Annotated in this window: 27 protein-coding genes, 3 tRNA genes and 1 pseudogene; 24 read left to right on the top strand and 7 right to left on the bottom strand. The window is 70.4% G+C overall.

The window, feature by feature from the left end; genetic code table 11:
• Positions 1-165: 165 nt before the first annotated feature.
• From ACLU3S_RS09430 to ACLU3S_RS09420, 3 genes are all read left to right on the top strand, one after another.
• The gene (locus ACLU3S_RS09430) at positions 166-513 is read left to right on the top strand and encodes a transposase family protein (protein WP_413951285.1); all 348 of its coding nucleotides are present in this window, start codon (positions 166-168) and stop codon (positions 511-513) included.
• A complete protein-coding gene (locus tag ACLU3S_RS09425) occupies positions 506-886 on the top strand; it encodes a hypothetical protein (RefSeq protein WP_413951284.1) in 381 nt (126 codons plus the stop codon). Before ACLU3S_RS09430 ends, ACLU3S_RS09425 begins: the two co-directional genes overlap by 8 nt.
• Positions 887-1,053: 167 nt before the next feature.
• On the top strand, positions 1,054-1,491 hold the full coding sequence (locus ACLU3S_RS09420; protein ID WP_413951283.1) for a GNAT family N-acetyltransferase: 438 nt from the start codon (positions 1,054-1,056) through the stop codon (positions 1,489-1,491).
• 187 nt (positions 1,492-1,678) lie between these two features.
• Here the strand turns inward: ACLU3S_RS09420 and ACLU3S_RS09415 are convergent.
• A pseudogene (locus ACLU3S_RS09415) lies at positions 1,679-2,458 on the bottom strand (MFS transporter); the annotation flags it as partial.
• Between ACLU3S_RS09415 and ACLU3S_RS09410 the strand changes: the two are divergent.
• Positions 2,447-2,905, top strand: coding sequence for a winged helix-turn-helix transcriptional regulator (locus ACLU3S_RS09410; RefSeq protein WP_413951291.1), 459 nt, complete (start codon positions 2,447-2,449; stop codon positions 2,903-2,905). The pseudogene ACLU3S_RS09415 and the gene ACLU3S_RS09410 sit on opposite strands and share 12 nt — an antisense overlap.
• Before the next feature lie 287 nt (positions 2,906-3,192).
• On the opposite strand, the gene ACLU3S_RS09405 is transcribed toward ACLU3S_RS09410, so the two are convergent.
• Positions 3,193-3,660, bottom strand: coding sequence for a winged helix-turn-helix transcriptional regulator (locus ACLU3S_RS09405; protein ID WP_413951282.1), 468 nt, complete (start codon positions 3,658-3,660; stop codon positions 3,193-3,195).
• A gap of 89 nt (positions 3,661-3,749) precedes the next feature.
• Here ACLU3S_RS09405 and ACLU3S_RS09400 point away from each other — a divergent pair, with 89 nt between their 5' ends.
• From ACLU3S_RS09400 to ACLU3S_RS09385, 4 genes are all read left to right on the top strand, one after another.
• Positions 3,750-4,244 (top strand): PaaI family thioesterase, encoded by a 495-nt coding sequence (locus tag ACLU3S_RS09400; RefSeq protein WP_413951281.1) that lies wholly within the window; start codon positions 3,750-3,752, stop codon positions 4,242-4,244.
• A 99-nt stretch (positions 4,245-4,343) separates the two neighbouring features.
• Positions 4,344-4,697, top strand: a complete 354-nt coding sequence (locus ACLU3S_RS09395; protein WP_413951280.1) for a DUF6233 domain-containing protein — start codon at positions 4,344-4,346, stop codon at positions 4,695-4,697.
• A 44-nt stretch (positions 4,698-4,741) separates the two neighbouring features.
• Positions 4,742-4,966, top strand: a complete 225-nt coding sequence (locus ACLU3S_RS09390; protein WP_413951279.1) for a hypothetical protein — start codon at positions 4,742-4,744, stop codon at positions 4,964-4,966.
• 47 nt (positions 4,967-5,013) lie between these two features.
• Positions 5,014-5,226, top strand: coding sequence for a hypothetical protein (locus ACLU3S_RS09385; RefSeq protein ID WP_413951278.1), 213 nt, complete (start codon positions 5,014-5,016; stop codon positions 5,224-5,226).
• A 131-nt stretch (positions 5,227-5,357) separates the two neighbouring features.
• On the opposite strand, the gene ACLU3S_RS09380 is transcribed toward ACLU3S_RS09385, so the two are convergent.
• Positions 5,358-6,014 carry an SDR family oxidoreductase gene (locus tag ACLU3S_RS09380; protein WP_413951277.1) on the bottom strand — a complete coding sequence of 219 codons (657 nt, stop codon included), beginning with the start codon at positions 6,012-6,014 and terminating at the stop codon, positions 5,358-5,360.
• Positions 6,015-6,454: 440 nt separating this feature from the next.
• A complete protein-coding gene (locus ACLU3S_RS09375; protein WP_413951276.1) occupies positions 6,455-7,720 on the bottom strand; it encodes an amidohydrolase family protein in 1,266 nt (421 codons plus the stop codon).
• 339 nt (positions 7,721-8,059) lie between these two features.
• On the opposite strand from ACLU3S_RS09375, the gene ACLU3S_RS09370 reads away from it, so the two are divergent.
• From ACLU3S_RS09370 to ACLU3S_RS09345, 6 genes are all read left to right on the top strand, one after another.
• Positions 8,060-8,132 (top strand) — tRNA-Thr (locus ACLU3S_RS09370).
• Between the two features lie 45 nt (positions 8,133-8,177).
• A tRNA-Met gene (locus tag ACLU3S_RS09365) sits at positions 8,178-8,250 on the top strand.
• Between the two features lie 90 nt (positions 8,251-8,340).
• Positions 8,341-8,505, top strand: coding sequence for a 50S ribosomal protein L33 (rpmG, locus tag ACLU3S_RS09360; RefSeq protein WP_003948671.1), 165 nt, complete (start codon positions 8,341-8,343; stop codon positions 8,503-8,505).
• A 109-nt stretch (positions 8,506-8,614) separates the two neighbouring features.
• Positions 8,615-9,067, top strand: coding sequence for a MaoC family dehydratase N-terminal domain-containing protein (locus ACLU3S_RS09355; protein ID WP_413951275.1), 453 nt, complete (start codon positions 8,615-8,617; stop codon positions 9,065-9,067).
• Between the two features lie 7 nt (positions 9,068-9,074).
• Positions 9,075-9,503: a MaoC family dehydratase gene (locus ACLU3S_RS09350; RefSeq protein WP_413951274.1), complete on the top strand. Its 429-nt coding sequence runs from the start codon at positions 9,075-9,077 to the stop codon at positions 9,501-9,503.
• 135 nt (positions 9,504-9,638) lie between these two features.
• Positions 9,639-10,694, top strand: coding sequence for a UDP-N-acetylmuramate dehydrogenase (locus ACLU3S_RS09345; RefSeq protein ID WP_413951273.1), 1,056 nt, complete (start codon positions 9,639-9,641; stop codon positions 10,692-10,694).
• 13 nt (positions 10,695-10,707) lie between these two features.
• Here the strand turns inward: ACLU3S_RS09345 and ACLU3S_RS09340 are convergent, their stop codons facing one another.
• On the bottom strand, positions 10,708-11,340 hold the full coding sequence (locus tag ACLU3S_RS09340; RefSeq protein ID WP_413951272.1) for an NAD(P)-dependent oxidoreductase: 633 nt from the start codon (positions 11,338-11,340) through the stop codon (positions 10,708-10,710).
• A 103-nt stretch (positions 11,341-11,443) separates the two neighbouring features.
• Between ACLU3S_RS09340 and ACLU3S_RS09335 the strand changes: the two genes are divergently transcribed.
• On the top strand, positions 11,444-12,067 hold the full coding sequence (locus ACLU3S_RS09335; RefSeq protein WP_413951271.1) for a TetR/AcrR family transcriptional regulator: 624 nt from the start codon (positions 11,444-11,446) through the stop codon (positions 12,065-12,067).
• A 48-nt stretch (positions 12,068-12,115) separates the two neighbouring features.
• Here ACLU3S_RS09335 and ACLU3S_RS09330 read toward each other — a convergent pair whose 3' ends face one another.
• Positions 12,116-13,156 carry an adenosine deaminase gene (locus ACLU3S_RS09330; protein ID WP_413951270.1) on the bottom strand — a complete coding sequence of 347 codons (1,041 nt, stop codon included), beginning with the start codon at positions 13,154-13,156 and terminating at the stop codon, positions 12,116-12,118.
• A gap of 136 nt (positions 13,157-13,292) precedes the next feature.
• The gene (locus tag ACLU3S_RS09325) at positions 13,293-14,519 is read right to left on the bottom strand and encodes a pyridoxal phosphate-dependent aminotransferase (RefSeq protein ID WP_413951269.1); all 1,227 of its coding nucleotides are present in this window, start codon (positions 14,517-14,519) and stop codon (positions 13,293-13,295) included.
• 261 nt (positions 14,520-14,780) lie between these two features.
• Between ACLU3S_RS09325 and ACLU3S_RS09320 the strand changes: the two genes are divergently transcribed.
• The 9 genes from ACLU3S_RS09320 (at position 14,781) to rpoB (ending at position 24,166) form a co-directional block, all read left to right on the top strand.
• Positions 14,781-14,853, top strand: a tRNA-Trp gene (locus ACLU3S_RS09320).
• 106 nt (positions 14,854-14,959) lie between these two features.
• Positions 14,960-15,241, top strand: a complete 282-nt coding sequence (gene secE / locus ACLU3S_RS09315; protein WP_413951268.1) for a preprotein translocase subunit SecE — start codon at positions 14,960-14,962, stop codon at positions 15,239-15,241.
• 80 nt (positions 15,242-15,321) lie between these two features.
• Complete coding sequence (gene nusG, locus ACLU3S_RS09310) at positions 15,322-16,218, top strand: transcription termination/antitermination protein NusG (RefSeq protein ID WP_413951267.1); 897 nt, start codon at positions 15,322-15,324, stop codon at positions 16,216-16,218.
• A gap of 181 nt (positions 16,219-16,399) precedes the next feature.
• Positions 16,400-16,834: a 50S ribosomal protein L11 gene (gene rplK / locus ACLU3S_RS09305; RefSeq protein WP_030345386.1), complete on the top strand. Its 435-nt coding sequence runs from the start codon at positions 16,400-16,402 to the stop codon at positions 16,832-16,834.
• Positions 16,835-16,933: 99 nt separating this feature from the next.
• Complete coding sequence (rplA, locus tag ACLU3S_RS09300; protein ID WP_413951266.1) at positions 16,934-17,659, top strand: 50S ribosomal protein L1; 726 nt, start codon at positions 16,934-16,936, stop codon at positions 17,657-17,659.
• Between the two features lie 160 nt (positions 17,660-17,819).
• Entirely contained in the window at positions 17,820-18,773 is a 954-nt protein-coding gene (locus tag ACLU3S_RS09295; protein ID WP_413951265.1) for a hypothetical protein, read from the top strand.
• Positions 18,774-19,081: 308 nt separating this feature from the next.
• On the top strand, positions 19,082-19,612 hold the full coding sequence (gene rplJ, locus ACLU3S_RS09290) for a 50S ribosomal protein L10 (protein ID WP_413951264.1): 531 nt from the start codon (positions 19,082-19,084) through the stop codon (positions 19,610-19,612).
• A 112-nt stretch (positions 19,613-19,724) separates the two neighbouring features.
• Complete coding sequence (rplL, locus tag ACLU3S_RS09285; RefSeq protein ID WP_413951263.1) at positions 19,725-20,111, top strand: 50S ribosomal protein L7/L12; 387 nt, start codon at positions 19,725-19,727, stop codon at positions 20,109-20,111.
• Positions 20,112-20,680: 569 nt separating this feature from the next.
• Positions 20,681-24,166 (top strand): DNA-directed RNA polymerase subunit beta, encoded by a 3,486-nt coding sequence (gene rpoB / locus ACLU3S_RS09280; RefSeq protein WP_413951262.1) that lies wholly within the window; start codon positions 20,681-20,683, stop codon positions 24,164-24,166.
• Positions 24,167-24,234 lie beyond the last annotated feature (68 nt).

Below are 24,234 nucleotides of genomic sequence, written 5' to 3'. Positions count from 1 at the left end.
TGTCTCGGCCGATCGTCCACGGAGGACCGGCGTGGGGTGTTCGGCCCTGAGGTCAGCGTGCCGCCGACCGCGCCGCTGTTTGACCGCGCTCTGGGACCGGCGGGCCGTGACCCGTCATGGCAGCGCCCGGCTGACCGTATGTGAAGGGGGCGCAGGCAGCCCCTTGTGGTCCCGCGGATCGCACCCCACGTGCCGGCCGAGGTGCCCGACCCACGCAGTGCGCGGCACGCTCTGGTCGTCGTACTCGCGTTGACCGCGTGCGCGGTACCGGCCGGGGCGACGCTGCTGTCGGCGATCGGCGAGTGGATCACTGACGCCCCGCCGCGTGTGCTTCGGCGTCTCGGTGTGCGGATCGATCCGTTGGCCGAAAACGCTGCCTGCCCGCGGAGACGACCGGGCGGCTGCCGGCCCGTATCGACGGCGACGCGTCGGACCAGGCGGTGGACCGCCGGCGGGGCTCTACGGAATCTTCACAAGTTCGCCTCGCGCGTGCGAGAGTCCGCCCATGACTGACATAGGCGGACGACGCAAGCTCGGTGCCCTCGTTGGCGTATGCATCGCAGGAGCCCTGCTGCCCGGCATCACCCTGGGTGCGCAAGGCATGGATGTGCTGCTCTCACTCGTGATCGCGGCCCTCGTGGTCGTGGGCCTCACCCAGCTCGTCTACGTCGGCCCGTCCGCCCGTGTCCCGGCCCCGGCCCTGCTGGCCTTCGGCCTGGCCGGATTCGTACAGGACTCGCTCATCTGGTGGCTGCTGTCCTGGCTGGGCGGAAAGGTCTCCGCGCTGGAGGTCGAGGGCTTCGGCACGATCCTGCTTGCGGGATTGATCACGCGCGTCTCGATCCTCGCGTTCTCCCTGATCGGGACGGAGGCGACGGCGGACTGACGACCCTGCGAGGCCACCCCGGCCGCCCCGCAGTACGGCAAGCCGCCACTCTGGCGAGCGGGCGGCGCAGCGACTTTGGCCGGGAGTCCCTGACCGGGTCAAGGCGGTGAGCCGTCCTCAGCCGGTGAGATCCCGCCGCTGTGGTCGGTGATGGCTACGCTCCCGGCATGGACGTTCATGTGGAGATCACTCGTGCAGCGACTCCGGAACTTGTCGAAGCCTTCGGCCGGCTTCTGCCGCAACTGTCGTCGACGGCCAAGCCCCTCGACTTCGAAGCGGTCGAGCGGATGGTGACCTGTGATGCCAACACCGTGCTCGTCGCCCGGACTTCCAAGGCGATCGTCGGCACCCTGACTCTGGTGCTGTTGCCGTTGCCGTCCGGGGTGAGGGGCCGCGTCGAAGATGTGGTCGTCGACAGTTCCGCGCGGGGGCGGGGCGTCGCTGGACTCCTCATCCAGGAGGCCCTGCGCATCGCCGAGCAGGCGGGCGCCCGGACTGTGGACCTCACCTCCCGGCCGGATCGCGCGGCGGCGAACAGGCTGTACGAACGCCTCGGCTTCCAGGCCAGGCAGTCGACGGTCTTCCGCTTCGCGTTCGACGGGTAAGGGCCTCGGCAGGGCTCGACCGGTCGAGCCCTCCGGGTAAGGGGCGCAGGCCGGTGGCGCCCTCGGAACTGAGGGCTCACCGCGGGTCTGAGCCGGGCGTCCCCGGGGGCGCGTCGCGGGCGACTCGGTGTACGGCTCGCCGCCCCGCGCCCCGGCGACCCGGGCGCAACTCCTCGCAAACCGTGCGTCAGTTCGCTGTCGCGGTGGTGTGATGCGGGCGGTTGTGCACCAGGAGTGCGGAGGAGAGCGCCGCGCACAGGAATACGACGGCGACGACGGCCATGCCCGCGTGCACCCCGGAGGTGAAGGCGTCGCCGACCGCGGCCGTCACGCTCGGCGGCGCCGCATCGCGGGTGCTGCCGGTGGAGACGGCGTGCTCGACGGCGGGCCAGGCCGCTCGGGGTACGTGGTGGGCATCGAGCCGGGCCGGCAGCTGGGACTGGAGCCGGCCGGCGAGGAGCGCGCCGAGAAGGGAGGAGCCGGTGACGGATCCGATCTGGCGGAAGGCGTTGACGGCTCCGGAGGCCATGCCGGCGCGTTCGTGGGAGACGCTGACCAGGGCCGCCGCGGTGCTCGGCGCGGCCACCATCCCGCAGGCGGCACCGAAGAGGACGTACAGCCACCACACCTGGGAATAGGGGGTGTTGGGCGACACGGTGACTAATCCGGCGCTGGCGGCGGCTCCGACGAGGAAGCCCAGGGTGAGCGGGAGCTTGAAGCCGGTGCGGCGGATCAGCCGGCCGGTCGCGTAGGCGACGACGACGTAGACGCCGAAGAAGGCCAGCAGACGCCACCCCACGTCCAGGGCGGACAGGCGCTGGACGCGCTCGTAGAAGAGCACGGACAGGATGGCCACGCCGGTGAAGCCGAACAGGGAGACGGCTGCGACGAACATGGCGGCGCTGAACGACCTCGAGCGGAACAGCGTCATGTCCAGCATGGGCGCACCGCCGGCCTGGAGATCGTCGGCACGCGGGCGGTGCTGCTGATCATGCGAGAGGCGTTCTTCGGCACCCGCCGGTTCGACGACTTCGCGAAGCGGGTGGGGATCGGCGAACCCGCCGCCGCGGCGCGTCTGAAGGAGCTGACCGCCGCGGGACTCCTTGAGCGCGTCCCCTACCGGGAGCCCGGCCAGCGGACCCGGCATGCCTACCAATTGACCGCGAAGGGCAGGGACTTCCTGCCGGTGCTCGTGGCGCTGCGGCGATGGGGCGATGCCTGGGCCGCAGGCGAGCAGGGCCCCCGGTCGTTCTGCGCCACAAGGAATGCGGTGCCGAGGTGCATGCCGTGCTCCGGTGCGACGAGGGACACGACGTGCGGCTCGGGGACTCGTTCGTCGACGCCGGCCCGGGTCTCATCCGTGTCGGCCCGGACGGCGACTGAGGCCGAAGACGGGCGGGGGTCCCGACTTTGATGGTGGGCGGGGTCCTGAGCCCGATGGTGGCCTGAGGGCTCCTGAGCCTGATGGTGGGCGGAAAGGCCCCTGAGCCCGATGGCGGCCGGACGTCCTCCAAGTCCGACGGTGACCGGCGGGCCGCTGAGTCCAATGCGGCCGAACGTCCCCCGAATCTGCGGCCGGCGGGCCCCTGAGTCCGACGGCGCGCGGAAAGCCCCTGAGCCCGATGGTGGTGCCGAACGCTCCCTGAGCCCGATGACGGCCGGCGGGCCTGGCGGGGTGACGGCGGTAGGCGGCCGGGTCGGTCAGGCCCGGGGGCGTGCCGACGGTCCCGGGCGGGTACGGGCCTGCGGCGGCGTCAGCGGTCCGTGGTCCTGCCCGCAGACGATCACTGCCCGGACCGGTTCGCCGCAGTCCGCATGGCGCACCTCCAGCGGCGGCCCCTCGGGGTCCGCGGTGTACCGGTCACCCCACTGCTTGAGGGCGATCATCGCGGGCCACAGGTCCCAGCCCTTGCGCGTGAGCCGGTACTCGTGCCGGGTGCGGCTGCCCGGCTCGCGGTAGGCGGCGGTCTCCAGGATTCCGGCGGCCACCAGCTTGCGCAGCCGGTCCGCCAGCACGGCCTCGGACAGCCCGATGTGCCGCCGGAAGTCGTCGAAACGCCGGACGCCGTTCATGGCGTCCCGAAGCAGCAGCAACGACCACTTCTCGCCGACCAGGTCCAGCGTCCGCTGGACGGTGCAGTTCTCGGTGCTCGTCTCCAGCCAGCTCATGCACCCATCCTAGGCTGGCTTCGATATTGACAGCCAGAGGTGGGCCCACCTAGTTTCGATGTATGAAGTCAGAGCAGCAGGGAGCGGGTATGGGCAGGTCACGGACGTTCGACTGGGAAGACCCCGCCGTCTCCGCCGGAGCCGTTCCCCATCACAGCGGTCTCGACTTCCTGCGCGAGATCCTGGCCGGGCGGCTGCCCGCCCCGCCCATCGCCGCCACCCTGGGCTTCACCCTCGAGGAGGCCGAACACGGCCGGGCGGTCTTCGTGATGGTGCCGGGCGAAGAGCACTACAACCCGATCGGCAGTGTCCACGGCGGCGTCTACGCCACGCTCCTGGACTCGGCGGCCGGCTGCGCGGTGCAGTCCGTGCTGCCGCAGGGCATGGGTTACACCTCGCTCGACCTGACCCTGAAGTTCCTGCGCCCGATCACCGTCGACACCGGGAAGGTCCGCGCCATCGGCACCGTCCTGAACGCCGGCCGCCGCACCGCCCTCGCGCAGGCGGAACTCCGTGACCCCGAGGACCGGCTGCTGGCGCACGCCACCAGCAGTTGCATGCTCTTCCCGGTTCAGCCCCGCTGACCGTCACGGACCGCGCGACGACGGTGAGGGCCGGATGCCGGATGGATGTGTCGCCCACCCCGTGTGCCGGAGGCCGGAGGATTCACTAGAATCGAACGTGTGAACGATAACCGTCCGCTGACGCGTGTCGGCATCCCGCGCTTCGCCCGCCGCGTCGTCGCACAACAGCCCGCCGGGCAGCTCGCCCTGATGGACCGGTGGATCGCGGACGAGCAGCGCCGTGAGGGCGCACGGCAGCGCCGCCTCGCCCGCGGGGAGGCCGCACCGGACGGGCTGATCGAGCGCGGTCCGAACGGCCCGAACGCCGTGTACGTCCATGTCGGCCCCCGCTCCGGCGCCGGGCGCCGCGCCGCGGGGGCCGGCCCTGACCAGGCGGTACGGGCGCTCACCGACGGTGGTGCCCCGGCATGCCCGCTGCGTCGGCCGGACACCGTGCCGGGAAACCTCGCATGACCGGCCCGGGTGCGGGTCCGGCCGGTCCGGACGATGCTGGAGCCATGGCCGGGAAACGACCCATCATCGTGCACGTACCCTCCCCGACCGGTGGCCGGCGGGTCCGGGTGGACGGCGAGATCCTGGGCCTCGCCTACAACGTGCGGGACCTGGTCGAGTTCCTTCGCCGAGCCGGGCTGGAGATCGAGCCGGAGCAGGTGGCCGACTCGCCGCTGATCGACTGGCGCGGGGTGGGGCCGGACCGATGGGAAGCGGAGACGCGCACGTGACGGCGAGGGCGGTGCCGCCATCGCCCGGGTGCGGGCACACTGACGGCATGCCGTCCCGACGCAGAACCTGCCCCGTGTGCCGACGCGACATCGCCGTCGTGGCGGGCCGCTTCGCGCGCCACGACCCGCCCGGGGCGCGGGAGAACGGGGAACTCGTCTCCTGCGCCGGGTCGCGCCGGCCTGCGCAACTCGGCGCGGTCCAGCCGTCGTTGGACGGGTACGCCGTGGCGGACTTTCCCGGGCAGCTGCGCCTCTTCTGAGCGAGAGGGAGCCGTCGAGCGCTGACGGAACTTGTCGGTTGCGAGGGGCTGTTGAGTTGTTGGGACCTTCTGGTTCCTGAGTTCTGAAGGAGCGGCAGCGGTTCTGCTCCTCCAACGACCGTACGGGCCTCTCAGTTCCCGGCCACCGACTTCACCGCGACCGACACCGGCGTCGAACCGCTGATCAGCTCCAGCGTCAGGCCGGCCGTGGCCGAGGTGTCCACCAGCTCCGCGAGGACGGCCGCCACGTCGTCCCGCGGCACGGTGCCGCGCCCGGTGTGCGCCTCCAGCCGGACCAGGCCCGTCCCCGCGTCGTTCGTCAGCGACCCGGGGCGCAGGATCGTCCAGTCCAGGGCCTCCTGGCGGCTGACGTACGCGTCGGCCTCGCCCTTGGCGCGCAGATACACGTCGAAGACGTCGTCGCCCCGGTGCGCGGGGTCCGCGCCCATCGAGGACACCACGATGAAGCGGCGCACGCCGGCGCGGACGGCCGCGTCCGCGAACAGCATCGCCGCGCCCTTGTCCACCGTCTCCTTGCGCGCCCTTCCACTGCCCGGGCCCGCACCCGCCGCGAAGACCGCCGCGTCCGCGCCCTGCAGATGCGCCGCGACGCCCTCCACGGAGGCGGACTCCAGATCGAGCAGAACGGGCTCGGCACCGGCCGCCCGGAGGTCGTCACCCTGCTCGGCCTTGCGGATGATGCCCGCGACCTCGTCCCCGCGCGCGGAGAGCAGTCGCTCCAGCCGCAGCGCGATCTGACCATGACCACCAGCGATGACAATGCGCATGTTTCCGACCGTACGCCCGAAGAGCCGTGTCCGCCGCATCAGTTAACCGGCGCGGCCGTCACCGCGCCGGCCCTGTACGGGTCCCGCACCGGGCCCACGGTCGTGGACCCGCGCGGGCCGTCGTAATGGCGTGCGTGCGCTGAGCCGTCGCACCGACGGACGCGCGCCGGGCCGTCGCACCGGCGTGCGTGAGCGCTGGGCCGTCGCACCGGATGACGCGCGCCGGGCTGTCGCACTGGCGTGAGTGCGCTGGGCCCACGTACTGGCGTGACTGCGCCGGCCCCACGTACTGGCGCAGGTGCGCTGAGCGCGCGCGCCGGCGTACACCGGCGCCGAATCGAGGCGACAGGCGCGCTCTCGGCGGCGCCTGCCCCGCCGAGAGCCGCAGGCGACCGGCGCGCACGCCTCCACCACGCCGGCCGCGACCCGAGCAACCGCCCCTACGACAGCTCCCCCCGCCCCTGTCGCGGCAGCTCCAGTTCCGCGGCCGCCGCCGAGTGGCAGTACTCGCGGACCGCGCTCGTGCGGGCCACCACCCGGCCCCGGTGCACGACGATGCGGCTGTAGGCCAGGGAGAGAGCGCTGGTCAGGTGGTCGCCGCGCACGGCCAGGAGCTCGGCCGGGAAGCCCGCCTCCACACGGACCTCCGGCAGGCCCAGGACCGCGCGGGCCGAGGCGCTCACGGCGTCGTAGGCGTCCTCCGGGCGCAGGCCGTGCGCGGAGGCCAGGAGGTAGGCCGCCTCGAGGGGGTCGCCGCGGCCGACGGGGTTCGAGACGTCGCGCAGGGCGCCGCTGCCGGCGGCCACCCGGACTCCGGCCGCGCGCAGCAGCCGTACCGGCGCCATCCCCCGGCGGTCGGCGCCGCCGCAGCCGCCCTGGGGCAGGCAGACCACCGTCACCCCCGCCGCCGCGAGCTGGTCCGCGGCGCGGGAGGCGGCCTCGACGGGCAGGCGCGCGAGCCTGGCGCACGGTCCGATCGTCACGCCGGGGCGCAAACCGCCCGCCATGGCGGCGAGCCGGGACAGCCGGGCCGGGTCGCCGGCGTCGGTGTGCAGGTCGACCGGGCAGCCGTGCTCGGAGGCCATCTCAAGGACCGCCTCCACGTAGCCCGTGGGATCCGGGTCGAGATCCGGGCAGCCGCCCACCACCGAGGCGCCCATCTTCACCGCGTCCCGCAGCATGGCGAGCCCGTCGGCGCCGGCCGCCCCGGTCAGCAGCCGGGGCGTCGCCACCGCCGTCAGCTCGGCGAGGCCGCGCAGCGACCGGCGGGCCTGCAGGACGGCGCCCAGCGCGCCGAGGCCCTGGACGTCGCCCACGCGCACGTGCGCGCGTACCGCCGTCGCGCCGTGCCCGAGCTGGAGCAGGACCGACTCGGTCGCCCGGCGCTGGATGTCCTCGGGGGCGCAGGAGGCCGGACCCGGGGACTCGCCGGAGAGCGCGGTGTCGCCGTGGGCGTGCGGCTCGGCGGGGGCGGGCAGGAGCAGGTAGCCGCTCAGGTCGACGCGGGTGACACCCGGCCGGGGCGGGCCCGCCGCGAGGCTGCCGGCGGTGCCCACCGCCTCGATGCGCCCGCCGCACAGCCGCACGTCCACCGTCCGGCCGTCGGTGAGCCGCGCCCCGCACAGCAGGTGAGCGGCCGGGTCGGACTGGCCCGAGGACCCCGACGAGTTCGACGGCGGGTGCGGCTGCGGCTGGCTGTCGGGCATCGCGCTCCAGGGTCGGTGGCCGGGGCGGTGGGGGCTCGGGGCGCGCCGGCGTTTTCGAGCCGTCCGCGGCCCTCGTCGCCCCAAGATCACACAGAGCGAGTCGAGCCTAGGGTGGCGACCCGCGCAGGGCGCGGAGGAGCGCAATAGTCGTACCGGCGTGGTCCGCCCTCGGGGGTACGCGCCTCACTCCGCGCGCGCGTGCCCGCGCCTGGCGCCGCCCGTCCGGCACCGCTCCTGGGGCTCAGGAGGCGGCGGAGATCCGGGGTCGGCGGGCCGCGGCGGGCGCGGCGATACGGATTTGGGTGAACGGCGGCGGACCGTGTAATGTCTTCATCGCTCGCCCCAATAGCTCAGTCGGCAGAGCGTCTCCATGGTAAGGAGAAGGTCAACGGTTCGATTCCGTTTTGGGGCTCTGATGTGAGAGGTACCCGTCGCAAGGCGGGTCCGATCTCATCAAAGCGGTGTAGCTCAGTCGGTAGAGCAAGCGGCTCATAATCGCTGTGTCACCGGTTCAAGTCCGGTCACCGCTACTGACAGTAGCCGATTGCGGGGTCGGTCCTTCGATCGGCTACTCTTTCTTGCGTTGAATCAGTCCACCCGTTCGTCATAGGAGCACTCACGTGGCTGCCACCGACGTCCGCCCGAAGATCACGCTGGCCTGCGTGGAGTGCAAGGAGCGGAACTACATCACCAAGAAGAACCGGCGTAACAACCCGGACCGTCTTGAGATGAAGAAGCACTGCCCGCGTTGCAACGCGCACACCGCGCACCGCGAGACGCGATAAAAGGCTCGATCACGAGGCCGTCCCCTCCGGGGGGCGGCCTCGTGGCGTTTCGCCGGCCGCTTCCGGCTAGTTTGGGCCCATCACAGCAGACATCAGGAGGTGCCGGGCCATGGCGCTCGACCAGTCCTTCGTGGGACGGACCTATCCGCCCACCGCGCCCTACGAGGTGGGTCGGGAGAAGATCCGCGAGTTCGCCGAGGCCGTGGGGGAGACCAACCCGGTCTACACGGATCCCGAGGCCGCCAAGGCGTACGGGCACCCCGATGTGATCGCCCCGCCCACCTTCGTGTTCTCCATCACCTTCCGCGCCGCCGGGCAGGTCGTGGAGGACCCGCAGCTCGGCCTGGACTACAGCCGCGTGGTGCACGGCGACCAGAAGTTCGCCTACAGCCGCCCGGTGCGCGCCGGCGACCGGCTGACCGTCACCTCGACCATCGAGGCGATCAAGTCCCTCGCGGGCAACGACATCCTGGACATCCGCGGTGAGGTGCACGACGAGGCGGGCGAGCACGTCGTGACCGCCTGGACCAAGCTCGTGGCCCGCGCGGCCGAGGAGGCGTGAGCACCTGATGACGGCGAACATCGCGTACGACGACATCGAGGTCGGCACCGAACTGCCGGCGCAGACCTTCCCGGTGACCCGCGCCACGCTCGTGCGCTACGCGGGCGCCTCCGGCGACTTCAACCCCATCCACTGGAACGAGAAGTTCGCCAAGGAGGTGGGCCTGCCGGACGTCATCGCGCACGGCATGTTCACCATGGCCGAGGCGATCCGCGTGGTCACCGACTGGACCGGGGACCCCGGTGCGGTCGTGGAGTACGGCGTCCGGTTCACCAAGCCCGTCGTCGTGCCGAACGACGACAAGGGCGCCGTGATCGAGGTCAGCGGCAAGGTCGCGGCCAAGCTCGACGACAACACCGTGCGTGTGGACCTGCTGGCGACCAGCGGCGGCCAGAAGGTGCTGGGCATGTCGCGCGCGGTCGTACGACTGGCCTGACGGGTCGGTTCAAGAACCGGGTAAGGGGTGTCCTCCAGGGCGAGGCGCCCCTTACGCGTGCCGTAGCGGTCACGCCGAGGGACCCCCGCCACGTGCGTGGTGGAGCACCGATCGCCGTCTCGTAGTCTTGGGGCCGTGCAGGTACTCCACGACGCCCCCCTTGCCCCGCTCACCACCTTCCGGCTGGGCGGTCCCGCGGCGCGGCTGGTCACCGCCGTCACCGACGCCGAGGTGATCGACGCCGTCCGCGAGGCCGACGACAGCGGGACGCCCCTGCTGGTCGTCGGCGGTGGATCGAACCTGGTCATCGGCGACAAGGGCTTCGAGGGCACCGCCCTGCGCATCGCCACCCGAGGCGTCGAACTGCGCGGTACGACGCTTGAGCTGGCGGCGGGGGAGGTGTGGACGGACGCCGTGGCCCGCACCGTCGAGGCCGGGCTCGCCGGGGTCGAGTGCCTGGCCGGCATCCCCGGATCGGCGGGTGCCACGCCGATCCAGAACGTCGGCGCCTACGGCCAGGAGGTCTCCTCCACCATCACCGAGGTGATCGCCTACGACCGCCGCGCCGGCGAGACCGTCACGCTGACGAACGAGGAGTGCGCCTTCTCCTACCGCCACAGCCGCTTCAAGGCCGACCCCGAGCGCTACGTCGTACTCCGGGTCCGCTTCGAGCTGGAGGACGCGGACGGGCTGTCGGCGCCCGTGAAGTACGCCGAGGCGGCCCGCGCGCTGGGCGTCGAACCGGGCGACCGGGTGCCGCTGGCCGACGCGCGCGCGACCGTGCTGAAGCTGCGCGCCGGCAAGGGCATGGTCCTCGACCCCGAGGACCACGACACCTGGTCGGCCGGGTCCTTCTTCACCAACCCGATCCTCACCGAGGAGCAGTTCACCGCGTTCCACGCGCGCGTGCGCGAGCGGCTCGGGGACGGCGCCGAACCCCCGGCCTACCCGGCGGGGGAGGGCCGTACGAAGACCTCCGCGGCCTGGCTGATCGACAAGGCGGGGTTCACCAAGGGCTACGGCGCCGGGCCCGCCCGCATCTCCACCAAGCACACGCTCGCCCTGACCAACCGCGGCGACGCCACCACCGACGACCTGCTGGCCCTGGCCCGCGAGGTCGTCGCCGGAGTGCGCGAGGCGTTCGGGATCACCCTGGTCAACGAACCGGTGATGGTGGGCGTCGGCCTGTAGGGCCGGCCAGGGGCTAGTACGCCACGCCCACGCCCTGCTTCACCGTTCCCTCGTCGTCGATCATCGCGAGCATCGCGTGCGCGACGTCCGCGCGCGCGATGAAGCGGCCCTTGCGCGGGAAGCCGCCCACGACGGTGCGGTAGCGACCGGTGAGCGGCTTGTCCTGCAGGCGCGGCGGCCGGACCGACGTCCAGTCCGTGCCGCTGCGGGCCAGGTCGGCCTCCATCTCCCGCAGGTCGGCGTAGACGTCCTTCAGGAGTGCGGACACCAGCGTCCGCATGGCGCGGTCCAGCGGGCCGTCGTCCCGCGGCTCGGGCCCGACCGGACCGGCGCTGACCACGAGCAGCCGTCGTACGCCTTCCGCGTCCATGGCGCGCAGCACCGTACGGGTCAGCCGGGTGGCGACCCCGGCGTCCTGGCGGCTGCGCGGGCCCAGACCGGACAGGACGGCGTCCCGGCCCCGGACCGCGCCCCGCAGTTCCTGCGGATCGGTCAGGTCGGCGCGCACGACGTCGAGGCGGTCGCCGGTGACGGCGAGCCGGGCCGGGTCCCGTACGACGGCCGTGACCCGGTGACCCGCGTCCAGCGACTGACGGACGAGCTCCCGGCCGATGCCGCCGGTCGCCCCGAAGACGGTGAGCTTCATGGGCACTCCCGTGTGTGGTGGGGTGGGTGAGTGTTCACTCACCCTGCAGTTCCCCCTAGAGTGGGTAAGCGCTCACCCACTCGTCAAGGGATTGGACGTACTTATGGAGCAGAGGCCCGCGCGCGTGCGCATCCTCGACGCCGCCCACGAGCTGATGCTCACCGTCGGACTTGCCCGCACCACCACCAAGGAGATCGCCCGCGCGGCCGGCTGCTCCGAAGCGGCCCTCTACAAGTACTTCGCCAGCAAGGAGGAGCTGTTCGTGCGCGTGCTCGCCGAACGGCTGCCCCGGCTCACCCCCCTGCTCAGCAGCCTCACCGCCGAACCGGGCCGGGGCACGCTGGAGGAGAACCTCACCGAGATCGCCCGCCAGGCCGCCCTCTTCTACGAGCAGAGCTTCCCGATCGCCGGCTCCCTGTACGCCGAGACCCAGCTCAAGCGGCGGCACGACGACGCCCTGCGCAGGCTCGGCTCCGGCCCGCACAAGCCCATCCACGACCTGGACGCCTACCTCCGCGCCGAACAGGTCGCCGGCCGCGTCCGCGCCGACGCCGACACCTTCGCGGCCGCCTCCCTCCTGCTGGGCGCCTGCGCACAACGGGCCTTCGCCTACGACGCCACCGAGACGGGGGAGCGCCCGCCGGTCGACGACTTCGCCGCACGACTCGCCAGGACGCTGCTGGCCGGCATCACCGCGGCCGACGACGGTGGCCGGCCCCGGCCCTGACGTCCTGAGCGGAGTGGGAACAGCGGGGCGGCCCCGCAGCCGCCCGCCTCAGCCGGCCGGGCGTGTCAGCCAGGTGTCCACGCCGGCCAGGAGCCGCGCCTTGACGTCCTCGGGTGCGGCCGATCCGCGGACCGACTGGCGGGCCAGCTCCGCGAGTTCGGCGTCCGAGAAGCCGTGCGCCTGCCGGGCGATCTCGTACTGCGCGGTCAGCCGGGAGCCGAACAGGAGCGGGTCGTCGGCGCCGAGCGCCATCGGCACGCCGGCCTCGAAGAAGGTGCGCAGCGGCACGTCCTCCGGCTTCTCGTAGACGCCGAGCGCCACGTTCGAGGCCGGGCAGACCTCGCAGGTCACCTGCCGGTCGGCCAGCCGCTTCAGCAGCCACGCGTCCTCCGCCGCGCGCACCCCGTGCCCGACCCGCGAGGCGTGCAGGTCGTCCAGGCAGTCCCGGACCGAGGCCGGACCGGTCAGCTCGCCCCCGTGCGGGGCCGACAGCAGGCCGCCCTCGCGCGCGATGTGGAAGGCCCGGTCGAAGTCACGCGCCATGCCACGCCGCTCGTCGTTGGAGAGCCCGAAGCCGACCACGCCCCGGTCCGCGTACCGCACCGCGAGGCGGGCGAGCGTGCGGGCGTCCAACGGGTGCTTCATGCGGTTGGCGGCCACCAGGACGCGCATGCCGAGGCCGGTCGCCCGGGCGGCGGTGTCCACCGCGTCCAGGATGATCTCCAGCGCCGGGATCAGCCCGCCCAGCCGGGGCGCGTACGACGTCGGGTCCACCTGGATCTCCAGCCAGCCCGAGCCGTCCTTCAGGTCCTCCTCGGCGGCCTCCCGGACCAGTCGCTGGATGTCCTCCGGCTCACGCAGGCAGGAGCGCGCCGCGTCGTACAGCCGCTGGAAACGGAACCAGCCCCGCTCGTCCGTCGCCCTGAGCTTGGGCGGCTCGCCGCTGGTCAGCGCCTCCGTCAGCGCCTCGGGCAGGCGTACGCCGTACTTGTCGGCCAGCTCCAGCAGGGTGCCCGGCCGCATCGAGCCGGTGAAGTGCAGGTGCAGATGGGCTTTCGGCAGCTCAGAGAGATCACGTACACGCTCCATTCCCAGATCCTGCCGCACGGCCCGGGCGTCCCGGTAGCCGTTTCCCCGTACGTGGTCTTGCTCGCACACACCAGCGGGCCGCCTCCCCGAGGGGAAACGGCCCGCTGGTGTGTGCGTGGGTCGCGGAACGGGGGCCTCAGTCCCGGGCCTCCGCCAGCAGCTTCTGGATGCGGCTCACGCCCTCGACGAGATCCTCGTCACCGAGCGCGTACGACAGCCGCAGGTAGCCCGGCGTGCCGAAGGCCTCGCCCGGGACCACCGCGACCTCGGCCTCCTCCAGGATCAGCGCGGCCAGCTCGACCGAGTTCTGCGGGCGCTTGCCGCGGATCTCCTTGCCGAGCAGGGCCTTGACCGACGGGTAGGCGTAGAAGGCGCCCTCGGGCTCCGGGCAGACCACGCCGTCGATCTCGTTGAGCATCCGCACGATCGTCCTGCGGCGGCGGTCGAAGGCCTCGCGCATCGTCGCCACGGCCTCCAGATCACCGGAGACGGCGGCCAGGGCGGCGACCTGGGCCACGTTGGAGACGTTCGAGGTCGCGTGCGACTGCAGGTTGGTCGCCGCCTTGACCACGTCCTTGGGGCCGATGACCCAGCCCACGCGCCACCCGGTCATGGCGTACGTCTTCGCCACGCCGTTGACCACGATGCACTTGTCGCGCAGCTCGGGCAGCAGCGCCGGCAGGGACACGGCGGTGGCCTCGCCGTAGACGAGGTGCTCGTAGATCTCGTCGGTGAGCACCCACAGGCCGTGCTCGAGGGCCCAGCGGCCGATCGCCTCGGTCTCGGCCTCGGAGTAGACCGCGCCGGTCGGGTTGGAGGGGGAGACGAAGAGCACGACCTTGGTCCTCTCCGTGCGCGCCGCTTCCAGCTGCTCGACCGAGACCCGGTAGCCGGTCGTCTCGTCGGCCACGACCTCGACCGGGACACCGCCCGCCAGGCGGATCGACTCCGGGTACGTCGTCCAGTACGGCGCCGGGACGATGACCTCGTCGCCCGGGTCGAGGATCGCGGCGAACGCCTCGTAGATGGCCTGCTTGCCGCCGTTGGTGACCAGGATCTGCGAGACGTCGGGCTCCCAGCCGGAGTCGCGCAGCGTCTTGGCGGCGATCGCGGACTTCAGCTCGGGCAGGCCGCCGGCCGGCGTGTAGCGGTGGTACTTCGGGTTCCTGCAGGCCTCGACGGCCGCCTCGACGATGTAGTCCGGGGTCGGGAAGTCGGGCTCGCCGGCGCCGAAGCCGATCACCGGACGCCCGGCGGCCTTCAGGGCCTTGGCCTTGGCGTCCACGGCGAGGGTGGCGGACTCGGAGATCGCGCCGACTCGGGCGGAGACCCGGCGCTCGGTGGGAGGGGTTGCAGCGCTCATGGACCCATGGTTTCAGACCGGAAATCCCCCCGGCATGCGGGTTTCACAGACTGAACAGCAAGGGGTCGGGTCGTGAACACGGATCCGAATCCGGCGCCCGGCCAGGACGATCTTTGGCCGGGTGCAGCCGGACGGGCACTTTCTGTTCGACGCCGGGCCGCGGACCACGTACACTCTCACCTCGTTGGCCTCCAGCAGCCGCCGCCGCAGCCGGTGCACACCGAGCATCCGGCCGGATGCGGTACGTTGGGGGACATACAAAGGGTCGTAGCTCAATTGGTAGAGCACTGGTCTCCAAAACCAGCGGTTGGGGGTTCAAGTCCCTCCGGCCCTGCTACACACACCGCCAGGATGTGTGCGTATGTACGTACAGCAATGCACCGCCGTGCGGCTCAGAAACCGGGCGCGGCACGGCCACGACCCGGGACCAGGTGAGGACAATGACGGACGCCGTGGGCTCCATCGACACGCCTGATGCCCAGGACCAGGTGCCCGAGAAGAAGGCCCGCAAGGGCGGCAAGCGCGCCAAGAAGGGCCCGCTGAGGCGTCTCGCCACCTTCTACCGCCAGATCATCGCGGAGCTCCGCAAGGTCGTCTGGCCGACGCGTAACCAGCTGACGTCGTACACCACCGTGGTGATCTTCTTCGTCGCCATCATGATCGCGCTGGTGACCGTGATTGACTATGGGCTCAACCACGCGGCCAAGTACGTCTTCGGCTGAGCCAAGAGCGAAGGGCGCCGTGGCACCGGCGCCCGTTTTCGCATGTTCCACCACCATGTATCCAGGAAGAAGCAGCCATCGTGTCTGACCCGAACCTGAACGACGACGCCACCGAGTCTCGCGGGAACGCTGCCGAGATGGTGGACGACGAGCTCGACATCGTCGAGGGCGCGGACGAGCAGGACGAGTTCGAGGCTGCCGAGGCCGAGGCGGGCGAGCCGGCCGAGGTTGCCGCGCTGCACGTCGAGGACGAGGGCGACGAGGCCGGCGCCGAAGCCGAGAGCGCCGAGGCCGCCGAGAGCGCCGAAGCCGAGGGCGCCGAGAGCGCCGAGGCCGCCGAGGAGGAGCCGTCCGAGCCGGTCGACCCGGTCGAGGCCCTGCGCGAGGAGCTGCGGTCCCTGCCCGGCGAGTGGTACGTCATCCACACCTACGCCGGTTACGAGAACCGCGTGAAGACCAACCTGGAGCAGCGCGCTGTCTCGCTGAACGTCGAGGACTACATCTTCCAGGCCGAGGTGCCGCAGGAAGAGGTCGTCCAGATCAAGAACGGCGACCGCAAGACGATCAAGCAGAACAAGCTGCCGGGCTACGTCCTGGTCCGCATGGACCTGACCAACGAGTCCTGGGGCGTCGTCCGCAACACCCCGGGCGTCACCGGCTTCGTCGGCAACGCCTACGACCCGTACCCGCTGACCCTGGACGAGATCGTCAAGATGCTCGCCCCGGAGGCCGAGGAGAAGGCCGCCCGCGAGGCCGCCGAGGCCGAGGGCAAGCCCGCTCCGCAGCGCAAGGTCGAGGTCCAGGTGCTGGACTTCGAGGTGGGCGACTCGGTCACCGTCACCGACGGCCCGTTCGCCACGCTGCAGGCGACCATCAACGAGATCAACCCCGACTCGAAGAAGGTCAAGGGCCTGGTCGAGATCTTCGGCCGCGAGACCCCGGTCGAGCTGTCCTTCGACCAGATTCAGAAGAACTAGTCCTCTCTGGCGGTATCGCCGGACATATCGCTTCCGCGCAGGTCAGGCGGGCTGTCTCAGCCTGTCTGACCTGCACGGTTTTAAGCCGCGCATCTATACCCGTTATCGTTGTGCGGTATGCCTGCGTCAGGGTCGCGATCCGCGCGCGGGCATGGACCCGAATGAAAGGACCCGGAGAGCAATGCCTCCCAAGAAGAAGAAGGTCACGGGGCTCATCAAGCTCCAGATCCAGGCCGGCGCCGCCAACCCGGCCCCGCCGGTCGGCCCCGCGCTGGGTCAGCACGGCGTCAACATCATGGAGTTCTGCAAGGCCTACAACGCCGCGACCGAGTCGCAGCGCGGCTGGGTCATCCCGGTGGAGATCACGGTCTACGAGGACCGCTCCTTCACCTTCATCACCAAGACGCCGCCGGCCGCGAAGATGATCCTCAAGGCCGCGGGCATCGAGAAGGGCTCCGGCGAGCCGCACAAGACCAAGGTCGCCAAGATCACCGAGGCGCAGGTCCGCGAGATCGCCCAGACCAAGATGCCCGACCTGAACGCGAACGACCTGGACGCCGCGGCGAAGATCATCGCCGGTACCGCGCGCTCCATGGGCGTCACGGTCGAGGGCTGACCTCACCCCCCAGCAGTCATGCGGCCGTGACCGGTCGCACGTGGCAGGGCCTGCTCGGCCCGAGGACCACGACTCCTTCAGAACACACAGGAGCAAGTTGTGAGCAAGCGCAGCAAGGCTCTCCGCGCTGCGGACGCCAAGATCGACCGGGAGAAGCTGTACGCCCCGCTCGAGGCCGTCCGTCTCGCCAAGGAGACCTCCACGACCAAGTTCGACGGCACCGTCGAGGTCGCCTTCCGTCTGGGTGTCGACCCGCGCAAGGCCGACCAGATGGTCCGTGGCACCGTGAACCTTCCGCACGGCACCGGTAAGACCGCCCGGGTCCTGGTCTTCGCGACCGGTGAGCGTGCCGAGGCCGCGCGTGCCGCGGGCGCCGACATCGTCGGCGCCGACGAGCTGATCGACGAGGTGGCGAAGGGCCGTCTGGACTTCGACGCCGTCGTCGCCACCCCGGACCTCATGGGCAAGGTCGGCCGCCTCGGCCGCGTCCTCGGCCCCCGTGGTCTGATGCCGAACCCGAAGACCGGCACCGTCACCCCCGACACGGCCAAGGCCGTGACGGACATCAAGGGCGGCAAGATCGAGTTCCGCGTCGACAAGCACTCGAACCTGCACTTCATCATCGGCAAGACGTCGTTCGACGACACCAAGCTGGTGGAGAACTACGGCGCCGCGCTGGAGGAGATCCTCCGTCTGAAGCCGTCCGCCGCCAAGGGCCGCTACATCAAGAAGGCCGCCATCACCACCACGATGGGCCCCGGCATCCCGGTCGACCCGAACCGCACCCGCAACCTCCTCGTCGAGGAGGACCCGGCCGCCGTCTGAGCCTTCCGCTCCCCCCGGTAGCCGCGTCCGGTACGCGTCAGTGAAGGGCGGGCCCTGCAACCAACAAGGTGCGGGGCCCGTCCTTTCTTTGTGCGACCTTTCGGACGACTCAGTGGCCTGAGCTACGGTGCAGACACTCGACTTGCATGGGGGTAGACAAATGAAGAGCACGACGGCGCGCCGGGCGGCCCTCTCCGTGGCGGTGGTGGCCGCGCTGACGGGGGTGGCGGCCTGCGGCTCCTCGGGCTCCGGAAAGGGCGACAGGGCGGCCGGCGGCGGCGCGATCCACGTCAGCCCCATCGCCGCGCTGCGCACGGCCGAGCAGTCCACCGACAAGGCGGACTCGGCGAAGGTGCGCTCCACCACGTCGCTGGGCGACCTGATGGCGATGACGGCGAACGGCGCGCTCACCTGGCGCGACGGCCTGGAGGGCAACCTCACCATCACGTACACCGGCGGCAAGATGGCCGACATGATGCGCCAGACCGGCAACACGTCGATGCAGGCCCGCTACCTGCCGGACGCGTACTACGCGCACATGAGCGACGCGTACGCCCGGCAGACGGGCGGCAAGCACTGGCTCAAGTACGCGTACGACGACCTCGCCAAGCTCGGCGGCGCGTCCGGGTCGTACCTGAAGGACCAGCTGCAGAACTCCACGCCGAACCAGTCCGTGAAGATGCTGCTGGCCTCCGGCGACGTGAAGAAGGCCGGCGAGGAGACGGTCTCCGGCGTGCACACCACGCACTACTCGGGCACGGTGAACGTCGCCGCCCTGGCGGGCAGGAGCAGCAACCTCAGCGCGGACCAGCTGTCGGCGCTGAAGAAGCAGCTCGACCAGGCGGGCGTCACCACGGACACCGTCGACATCTGGATCAACGACCAGAACCTGCTGGTGAAGAAGACCGAGAGGGCCGCCACGGCGAACGGCACCATGGTCAGCACCGCCTACTACAGCGACTACGGCGTGAAGGTCTCCGCCGAGGCGCCGCCGGCCAGTGACACCAAGGACTTCAAGGACCTGATGAAGTCCATCGGCGGCTCCGGCTCGGGCGGCACCTCGACCGGTTCCGGCACCGTCGCTCCGGGGGCGGGCACCGGCACCTCTTCCTGAGCCGGAGCGGGACCGGGGAGCCGTGGAGCCCGATTTGCTCGACGGTGCCCCGGTCCCGTATTCTTCCCCAGAAGCCAAAGACCGCTGGTCGTTGCCGTGCGCTCGAACGAGGGCGCGGTGGCCGAAGGATCCGCTGAAAAGTGGGCGACCCGCGCAGGTGACAGTGGAAGTACTCCCGGAGTGCGCGCGCGGAGCGCGTGTACGGCCGGTCGAGTCCGCCCCGTGCGCCTGCGCCGGGGCGTTTCGTTTTCCCCAGTCCTCCTTCGGGTCCGCGCGGTCCGAATCACCCGGAAGGAGGCCGAGGCTCTATGGCGAGGCCCGACAAGGCTGCCGCGGTTGCGGAGCTGACGGACAAGTTCCGCAGCTCCAACGCCGCCGTGCTGACCGAGTACCGCGGTCTCACCGTGGCGCAGCTCAAGACGCTGCGCCGTTCTCTCGGTGAGAACGCCCAGTACGCCGTGGTGAAGAACACGCTGACCAAGATTGCGGCCAACGAGGCCGGGATCACGCTGGACGACCAGCTCTTCGCTGGTCCGACGGCCGTCGCCTTCGTCACCGGTGACCCGGTGGAGTCGGCGAAGGGTCTCCGTGACTTCGCCAAGGACAACCCGAATCTCGTCATCAAGGGCGGTGTCCTTGACGGCAAGGCGCTGTCCGCCGACGAGATCAAGAAGCTTGCGGACCTCGAGTCCCGCGAGGTTCTGCTCGCCAAGCTGGCGGGCGCCATGAAGGCCAAGCAGTCCCAGACTGCCGCGCTCTTCCAGGCGCTCCCGTCGAAGCTCGTCCGCACTGTGGACGCGCTCCGCGCCAAGCAGGCCGAGCAGGGCGGTGCCGAGTAATTCGGCTCGCTTTCTGACCCGTACCGAAGGCACGGGTCGCAGCGGGCCGACGTACGCCCGCCACATCCAGTACATCCGGCACCTGCCGATTTGAGTGGAAGGATCGCCCGTCATGGCGAAGCTCAGCCAGGAAGACCTGCTCGCGCAGTTCGAGGAGATGACCCTCATCGAGCTCTCCGAGTTCGTGAAGGCCTTCGAGGAGAAGTTCGACGTCACCGCCGCCGCCCCGGTCGCCGTGGCCGCCGCCGGCGCCCCGGGTGCCCCGGCCGCCGAGGCCGTCGAGGAGAAGGACGAGTTCGACGTCGTCCTCACCGGCGCCGGCGACAAGAAGATCCAGGTCATCAAGGTCGTGCGTGAGCTGACCTCCCTGGGTCTGAAGGAGGCCAAGGACCTCGTCGACGGCACCCCGAAGCCGGTCCTCGAGAAGGTCAACAAGGAGCAGGCCGACAAGGCCGCCGAGGCCCTCAAGGCCGCCGGCGCCTCCGTCGAGGTCAAGTAAGACCCTTCGGGCCGCCAGGGTCCGACTGCGCGCTGAGATCGGCCTCGTGGGGCTGTAACGCGAACGCACCGAAGAGCGATCATCCAACCGGGTGGTCGCTCTTCGGCGTATCCGGAGGGCCGACCGCGGTTGCCTTGCACTCGCCGTGGCGGGGGGTATGGTGATCTTCGTTGTGGCTCCGGACGGCCCGGTTCCGCCGGGGGGCCCTTGACGAACCGCACGCAGCGCGCAATTCTCAGGACGCGTCGTCACAAGGATCCGAATCCGAGGCATGGATCGACGACGAAGAGGGCAGTATCAACGTGCGTTGAGGGCAGACATGCCGAGGGCGTTGACGAGAGCGGTGAGCACGGCGAGGGTCTCGAGAAACCCGCACTGGACATCAGTGTGCCAAGTGGCTACACTGACCCTTTGCGCTGCCTGTTAGCTGCCCCCTGCCCGTCACCAGGGGTCTGCCCTCACTCGAACACCGATGGCCGAAGCTCCCCTGACCTGGGGTTTCCGTCTCTGTGTACGGGAGAGGGGCCGGTACGCGCGTAGTGAGTCCGAGCCCTCGGAAGGACCCCCTCTTGGCCGCCTCGCGCACTGCCTCGACCGCGAATACGAACAACGGCGCCAGCACCGCCCCGCTGCGCATCTCCTTTGCAAAGATCAAGGAGCCCCTCGAGGTTCCGAACCTTCTCGCGCTCCAGACCGAGAGCTTCGACTGGCTGCTCGGCAACGACGCCTGGAAGGCTCGCGTCGAGGAGGCTCTGGAGAACGGTCAGGACGTCCCCACCAAGTCCGGTCTGGAGGAGATCTTCGAGGAGATCTCCCCGATCGAGGACTTCTCCGGGTCGATGTCGCTGACGTTCCGGGACCACCGCTTCGAGCCGCCGAAGAACTCGATCGACGAGTGCAAGGAGCGCGACTTCACGTACGCCGCCCCGCTCTTCGTCACCGCCGAGTTCACCAACAACGAGACCGGTGAGATCAAGTCCCAGACGGTCTTCATGGGCGACTTCCCGCTCATGACGAACAAGGGCACCTTCGTCATCAACGGCACCGAGCGTGTCGTTGTGTCTCAGCTGGTCCGTTCCCCCGGTGTCTACTTCGACTCCACCATCGACAAGACGTCCGACAAGGACATCTTCTCCGCCAAGATCATCCCGTCCCGGGGTGCCTGGCTGGAGATGGAGATCGACAAGCGCGACATGGTCGGTGTGCGCATCGACCGCAAGCGCAAGCAGTCGGTCACCGTGCTGCTGAAGGCGCTCGGCTGGACGACCGAGCAGATCCTCGAGGAGTTCGGCGACTACGAGTCGATGCGCGCCACCCTGGAGAAGGACCACACCCAGGGCCAGGACGACGCGCTGCTGGACATCTACCGCAAGCTGCGCCCGGGCGAGCCCCCCACGCGCGAGGCCGCGCAGACGCTGCTCGAGAACCTCTACTTCAACCCCAAGCGCTACGACCTCGCGAAGGTCGGCCGCTACAAGGTCAACAAGAAGCTGGGTACGGACACCCCGCTGGACGCGGGCATCCTGACCGTCGAGGACATCATCGCGACGATCAAGTACCTGGTGAAGCTGCACGCCGGCGAGACCGAGACCAGCGGTGACAACGGCGAGACGGTCGTCGTCGAGACCGACGACATCGACCACTTCGGCAACCGCCGTCTGCGCAGCGTCGGCGAGCTCATCCAGAACCAGGTCCGCACGGGTCTGGCCCGTATGGAGCGCGTCGTCCGCGAGCGCATGACCACGCAGGACGTCGAGGCGATCACGCCGCAGACCCTGATCAACATCCGGCCGGTCGTCGCCTCCATCAAGGAGTTCTTCGGCACCAGCCAGCTGTCCCAGTTCATGGACCAGAACAACCCGCTCTCCGGGCTGACGCACAAGCGGCGTCTGTCCGCGCTGGGTCCGGGTGGTCTCTCCCGTGAGCGGGCCGGCTTCGAGGTCCGTGACGTGCACCCCTCGCACTACGGCCGCATGTGCCCGATCGAGACCCCTGAAGGCCCGAACATCGGTCTGATCGGCTCGCTCGCCACCTACGGCCGCGTCAACGCGTTCGGTTTCGTCGAGACCCCGTACCGCAAGGTCACCGACGGCCAGGTCACCGACGAGGTGCACTACCTGACCGCCGACGAGGAGGACCGCTTCGTCATCGCGCAGGCCAACGCGCCGCTGAACGAGGAGCTCCGCTTCGCCGAGGCCCGCGTGCTGGTCCGCCGTCGTGGCGGCGAGGTCGACTACGTCGGCCCCGAGGACGTGGACTACATGGACGTCTCGCCGCGCCAGATGGTGTCGGTCGCGACCGCCATGATCCCCTTCCTGGAGCACGACGACGCCAACCGTGCCCTCATGGGCGCGAACATGATGCGCCAGGCCGTTCCGCTGATCAAGAGCGAGGCGCCGCTCGTCGGCACCGGCATGGAGTACCGCTCCGCGGTCGACGCCGGCGACGTGGTCAAGGCCGAGAAGGCCGGTGTGGTCCAGGAGGTCTCCGCGGACTACATCACCACCGCCAACGACGACGGCACGTACATCACGTACCGCCTGGCCAAGTTCGCCCGCTCCAACCAGGGCACCTCGGTCAACCAGAAGGTCATCGTCAACGAGGGCGACCGCGTCATCGAGGGCCAGGTCCTCGCCGACGGCCCGGCCACCCAGAACGGCGAGATGGCACTCGGCAAGAACCTGCTCGTGGCGTTCATGCCGTGGGAGGGTCACAACTACGAGGACGCGATCATCCTGTCGCAGCGCCTCGTGCAGGACGACGTCCTCTCCTCGATCCACATCGAGGAGCACGAGGTCGACGCCCGTGACACCAAGCTCGGCCCCGAGGAGATCACCCGGGACATCCCGAACGTCTCCGAGGAGGTCCTGGCCGACCTCGACGAGCGCGGCATCATCCGCATCGGTGCCGAGGTCATCGCCGGTGACATCCTCGTCGGCAAGGTCACCCCGAAGGGCGAGACCGAGCTGACCCCCGAGGAGCGTCTGCTGCGCGCGATCTTCGGCGAGAAGGCCCGTGAGGTCCGTGACACCTCGCTGAAGGTGCCGCACGGCGAGACCGGCAAGGTCATCGGCGTGCGCGTCTTCGACCGCGAGGAGGGCGACGAGCTGCCGCCGGGCGTGAACCAGCTGGTCCGCGTCTACGTGGCGCAGAAGCGCAAGATCACCGACGGTGACAAGCTCGCCGGCCGCCACGGCAACAAGGGTGTCATCTCCAAGATCCTGCCGATCGAGGACATGCCGTTCCTGGAGGACGGCACCCCGGTCGACATCATCCTCAACCCGCTGGGCGTGCCGTCCCGAATGAACCCGGGACAGGTCCTGGAGATCCACCTCGGCTGGCTCGCCAGCCGCGGCTGGGACGTCTCCGGCCTCGCGGAGGAGTGGGCGCAGCGCCTGCAGGCCATCGGCGCCGACCGGGTCGACCCGGGCACCAACGTCGCGACCCCGGTCTTCGACGGTGCGCGCGAGGACGAGCTGGCGGGCCTGCTGCAGCACACCATCCCGAACCGGGACGGCGAGCGCATGGTGCTCCCGACCGGTAAGGCGCGGCTGTTCGACGGCCGCAGCGGTGAGCCGTTCCCGGACCCGATCTCGGTCGGCTACATGTACATCCTGAAGCTGCACCACCTGGTCGACGACAAGCTGCACGCCCGCTCGACCGGTCCGTACTCGATGATCACCCAGCAGCCGCTGGGTGGTAAGGCCCAGTTCGGTGGCCAGCGGTTCGGTGAGATGGAGGTGTGGGCGCTCGAGGCCTACGGCGCCGCGTACGCCCTCCAGGAGCTGCTGACGATCAAGTCCGACGACGTCACCGGCCGCGTGAAGGTCTACGAGGCCATCGTCAAGGGCGAGAACATCCCTGAGCCCGGCATTCCCGAGTCCTTCAAGGTGCTCATCAAGGAAATGCAGTCCCTGTGCCTCAACGTGGAGGTGCTGTCCTCGGACGGCATGTCCATCGAGATGCGCGACACCGACGAGGACGTCTTCCGCGCTGCGGAGGAGCTCGGCATCGACCTGTCCCGGCGCGAGCCGAGCAGCGTCGAAGAGGTCTGACGGGAGTCCGGCGGGGCCCCTGACCCACAAGGGGCCCCGCCGACCCCCAGGCCCCCGTACAGACCACA

This window comes from Streptomyces sp. AF1A (assembly GCF_047340315.1).
GTDB lineage: Bacteria > Actinomycetota > Actinomycetes > Streptomycetales > Streptomycetaceae > Streptomyces.
This window is presented reverse-complemented; position numbering and strand designations above follow the sequence as displayed.

What these genes read in the sequence shown, in the direction of transcription:
- ACLU3S_RS09425 (WP_413951284.1), top strand. Translation starts at nt 506, where the DNA reads ATGACTGACATAGGCGGACGACGCAAGCTCGGTGCCCTCGTTGGCGTA.
- ACLU3S_RS09420 (WP_413951283.1), top strand. Translation starts at nt 1,054, where the DNA reads ATGGACGTTCATGTGGAGATCACTCGTGCAGCGACTCCGGAACTTGTC.
- ACLU3S_RS09405 (WP_413951282.1), bottom strand. Translation starts at nt 3,660, where the DNA reads ATGAGCTGGCTGGAGACGAGCACCGAGAACTGCACCGTCCAGCGGACG.
- ACLU3S_RS09400 (WP_413951281.1), top strand. Translation starts at nt 3,750, where the DNA reads ATGGGCAGGTCACGGACGTTCGACTGGGAAGACCCCGCCGTCTCCGCC.
- ACLU3S_RS09390 (WP_413951279.1), top strand. Translation starts at nt 4,742, where the DNA reads ATGGCCGGGAAACGACCCATCATCGTGCACGTACCCTCCCCGACCGGT.
- ACLU3S_RS09385 (WP_413951278.1), top strand. Translation starts at nt 5,014, where the DNA reads ATGCCGTCCCGACGCAGAACCTGCCCCGTGTGCCGACGCGACATCGCC.
- ACLU3S_RS09380 (WP_413951277.1), bottom strand. Translation starts at nt 6,014, where the DNA reads ATGCGCATTGTCATCGCTGGTGGTCATGGTCAGATCGCGCTGCGGCTG.
- ACLU3S_RS09375 (WP_413951276.1), bottom strand. Translation starts at nt 7,720, where the DNA reads ATGCCCGACAGCCAGCCGCAGCCGCACCCGCCGTCGAACTCGTCGGGG.
- ACLU3S_RS09355 (WP_413951275.1), top strand. Translation starts at nt 8,615, where the DNA reads ATGGCGCTCGACCAGTCCTTCGTGGGACGGACCTATCCGCCCACCGCG.
- ACLU3S_RS09350 (WP_413951274.1), top strand. Translation starts at nt 9,075, where the DNA reads ATGACGGCGAACATCGCGTACGACGACATCGAGGTCGGCACCGAACTG.
- ACLU3S_RS09340 (WP_413951272.1), bottom strand. Translation starts at nt 11,340, where the DNA reads ATGAAGCTCACCGTCTTCGGGGCGACCGGCGGCATCGGCCGGGAGCTC.
- ACLU3S_RS09335 (WP_413951271.1), top strand. Translation starts at nt 11,444, where the DNA reads ATGGAGCAGAGGCCCGCGCGCGTGCGCATCCTCGACGCCGCCCACGAG.
- ACLU3S_RS09330 (WP_413951270.1), bottom strand. Translation starts at nt 13,156, where the DNA reads ATGGAGCGTGTACGTGATCTCTCTGAGCTGCCGAAAGCCCATCTGCAC.
- ACLU3S_RS09325 (WP_413951269.1), bottom strand. Translation starts at nt 14,519, where the DNA reads ATGAGCGCTGCAACCCCTCCCACCGAGCGCCGGGTCTCCGCCCGAGTC.
- secE (WP_413951268.1), top strand. Translation starts at nt 14,960, where the DNA reads ATGACGGACGCCGTGGGCTCCATCGACACGCCTGATGCCCAGGACCAG.
- rplK (WP_030345386.1), top strand. Translation starts at nt 16,400, where the DNA reads ATGCCTCCCAAGAAGAAGAAGGTCACGGGGCTCATCAAGCTCCAGATC.
- ACLU3S_RS09295 (WP_413951265.1), top strand. Translation starts at nt 17,820, where the DNA reads ATGAAGAGCACGACGGCGCGCCGGGCGGCCCTCTCCGTGGCGGTGGTG.
- rplJ (WP_413951264.1), top strand. Translation starts at nt 19,082, where the DNA reads ATGGCGAGGCCCGACAAGGCTGCCGCGGTTGCGGAGCTGACGGACAAG.
- rplL (WP_413951263.1), top strand. Translation starts at nt 19,725, where the DNA reads ATGGCGAAGCTCAGCCAGGAAGACCTGCTCGCGCAGTTCGAGGAGATG.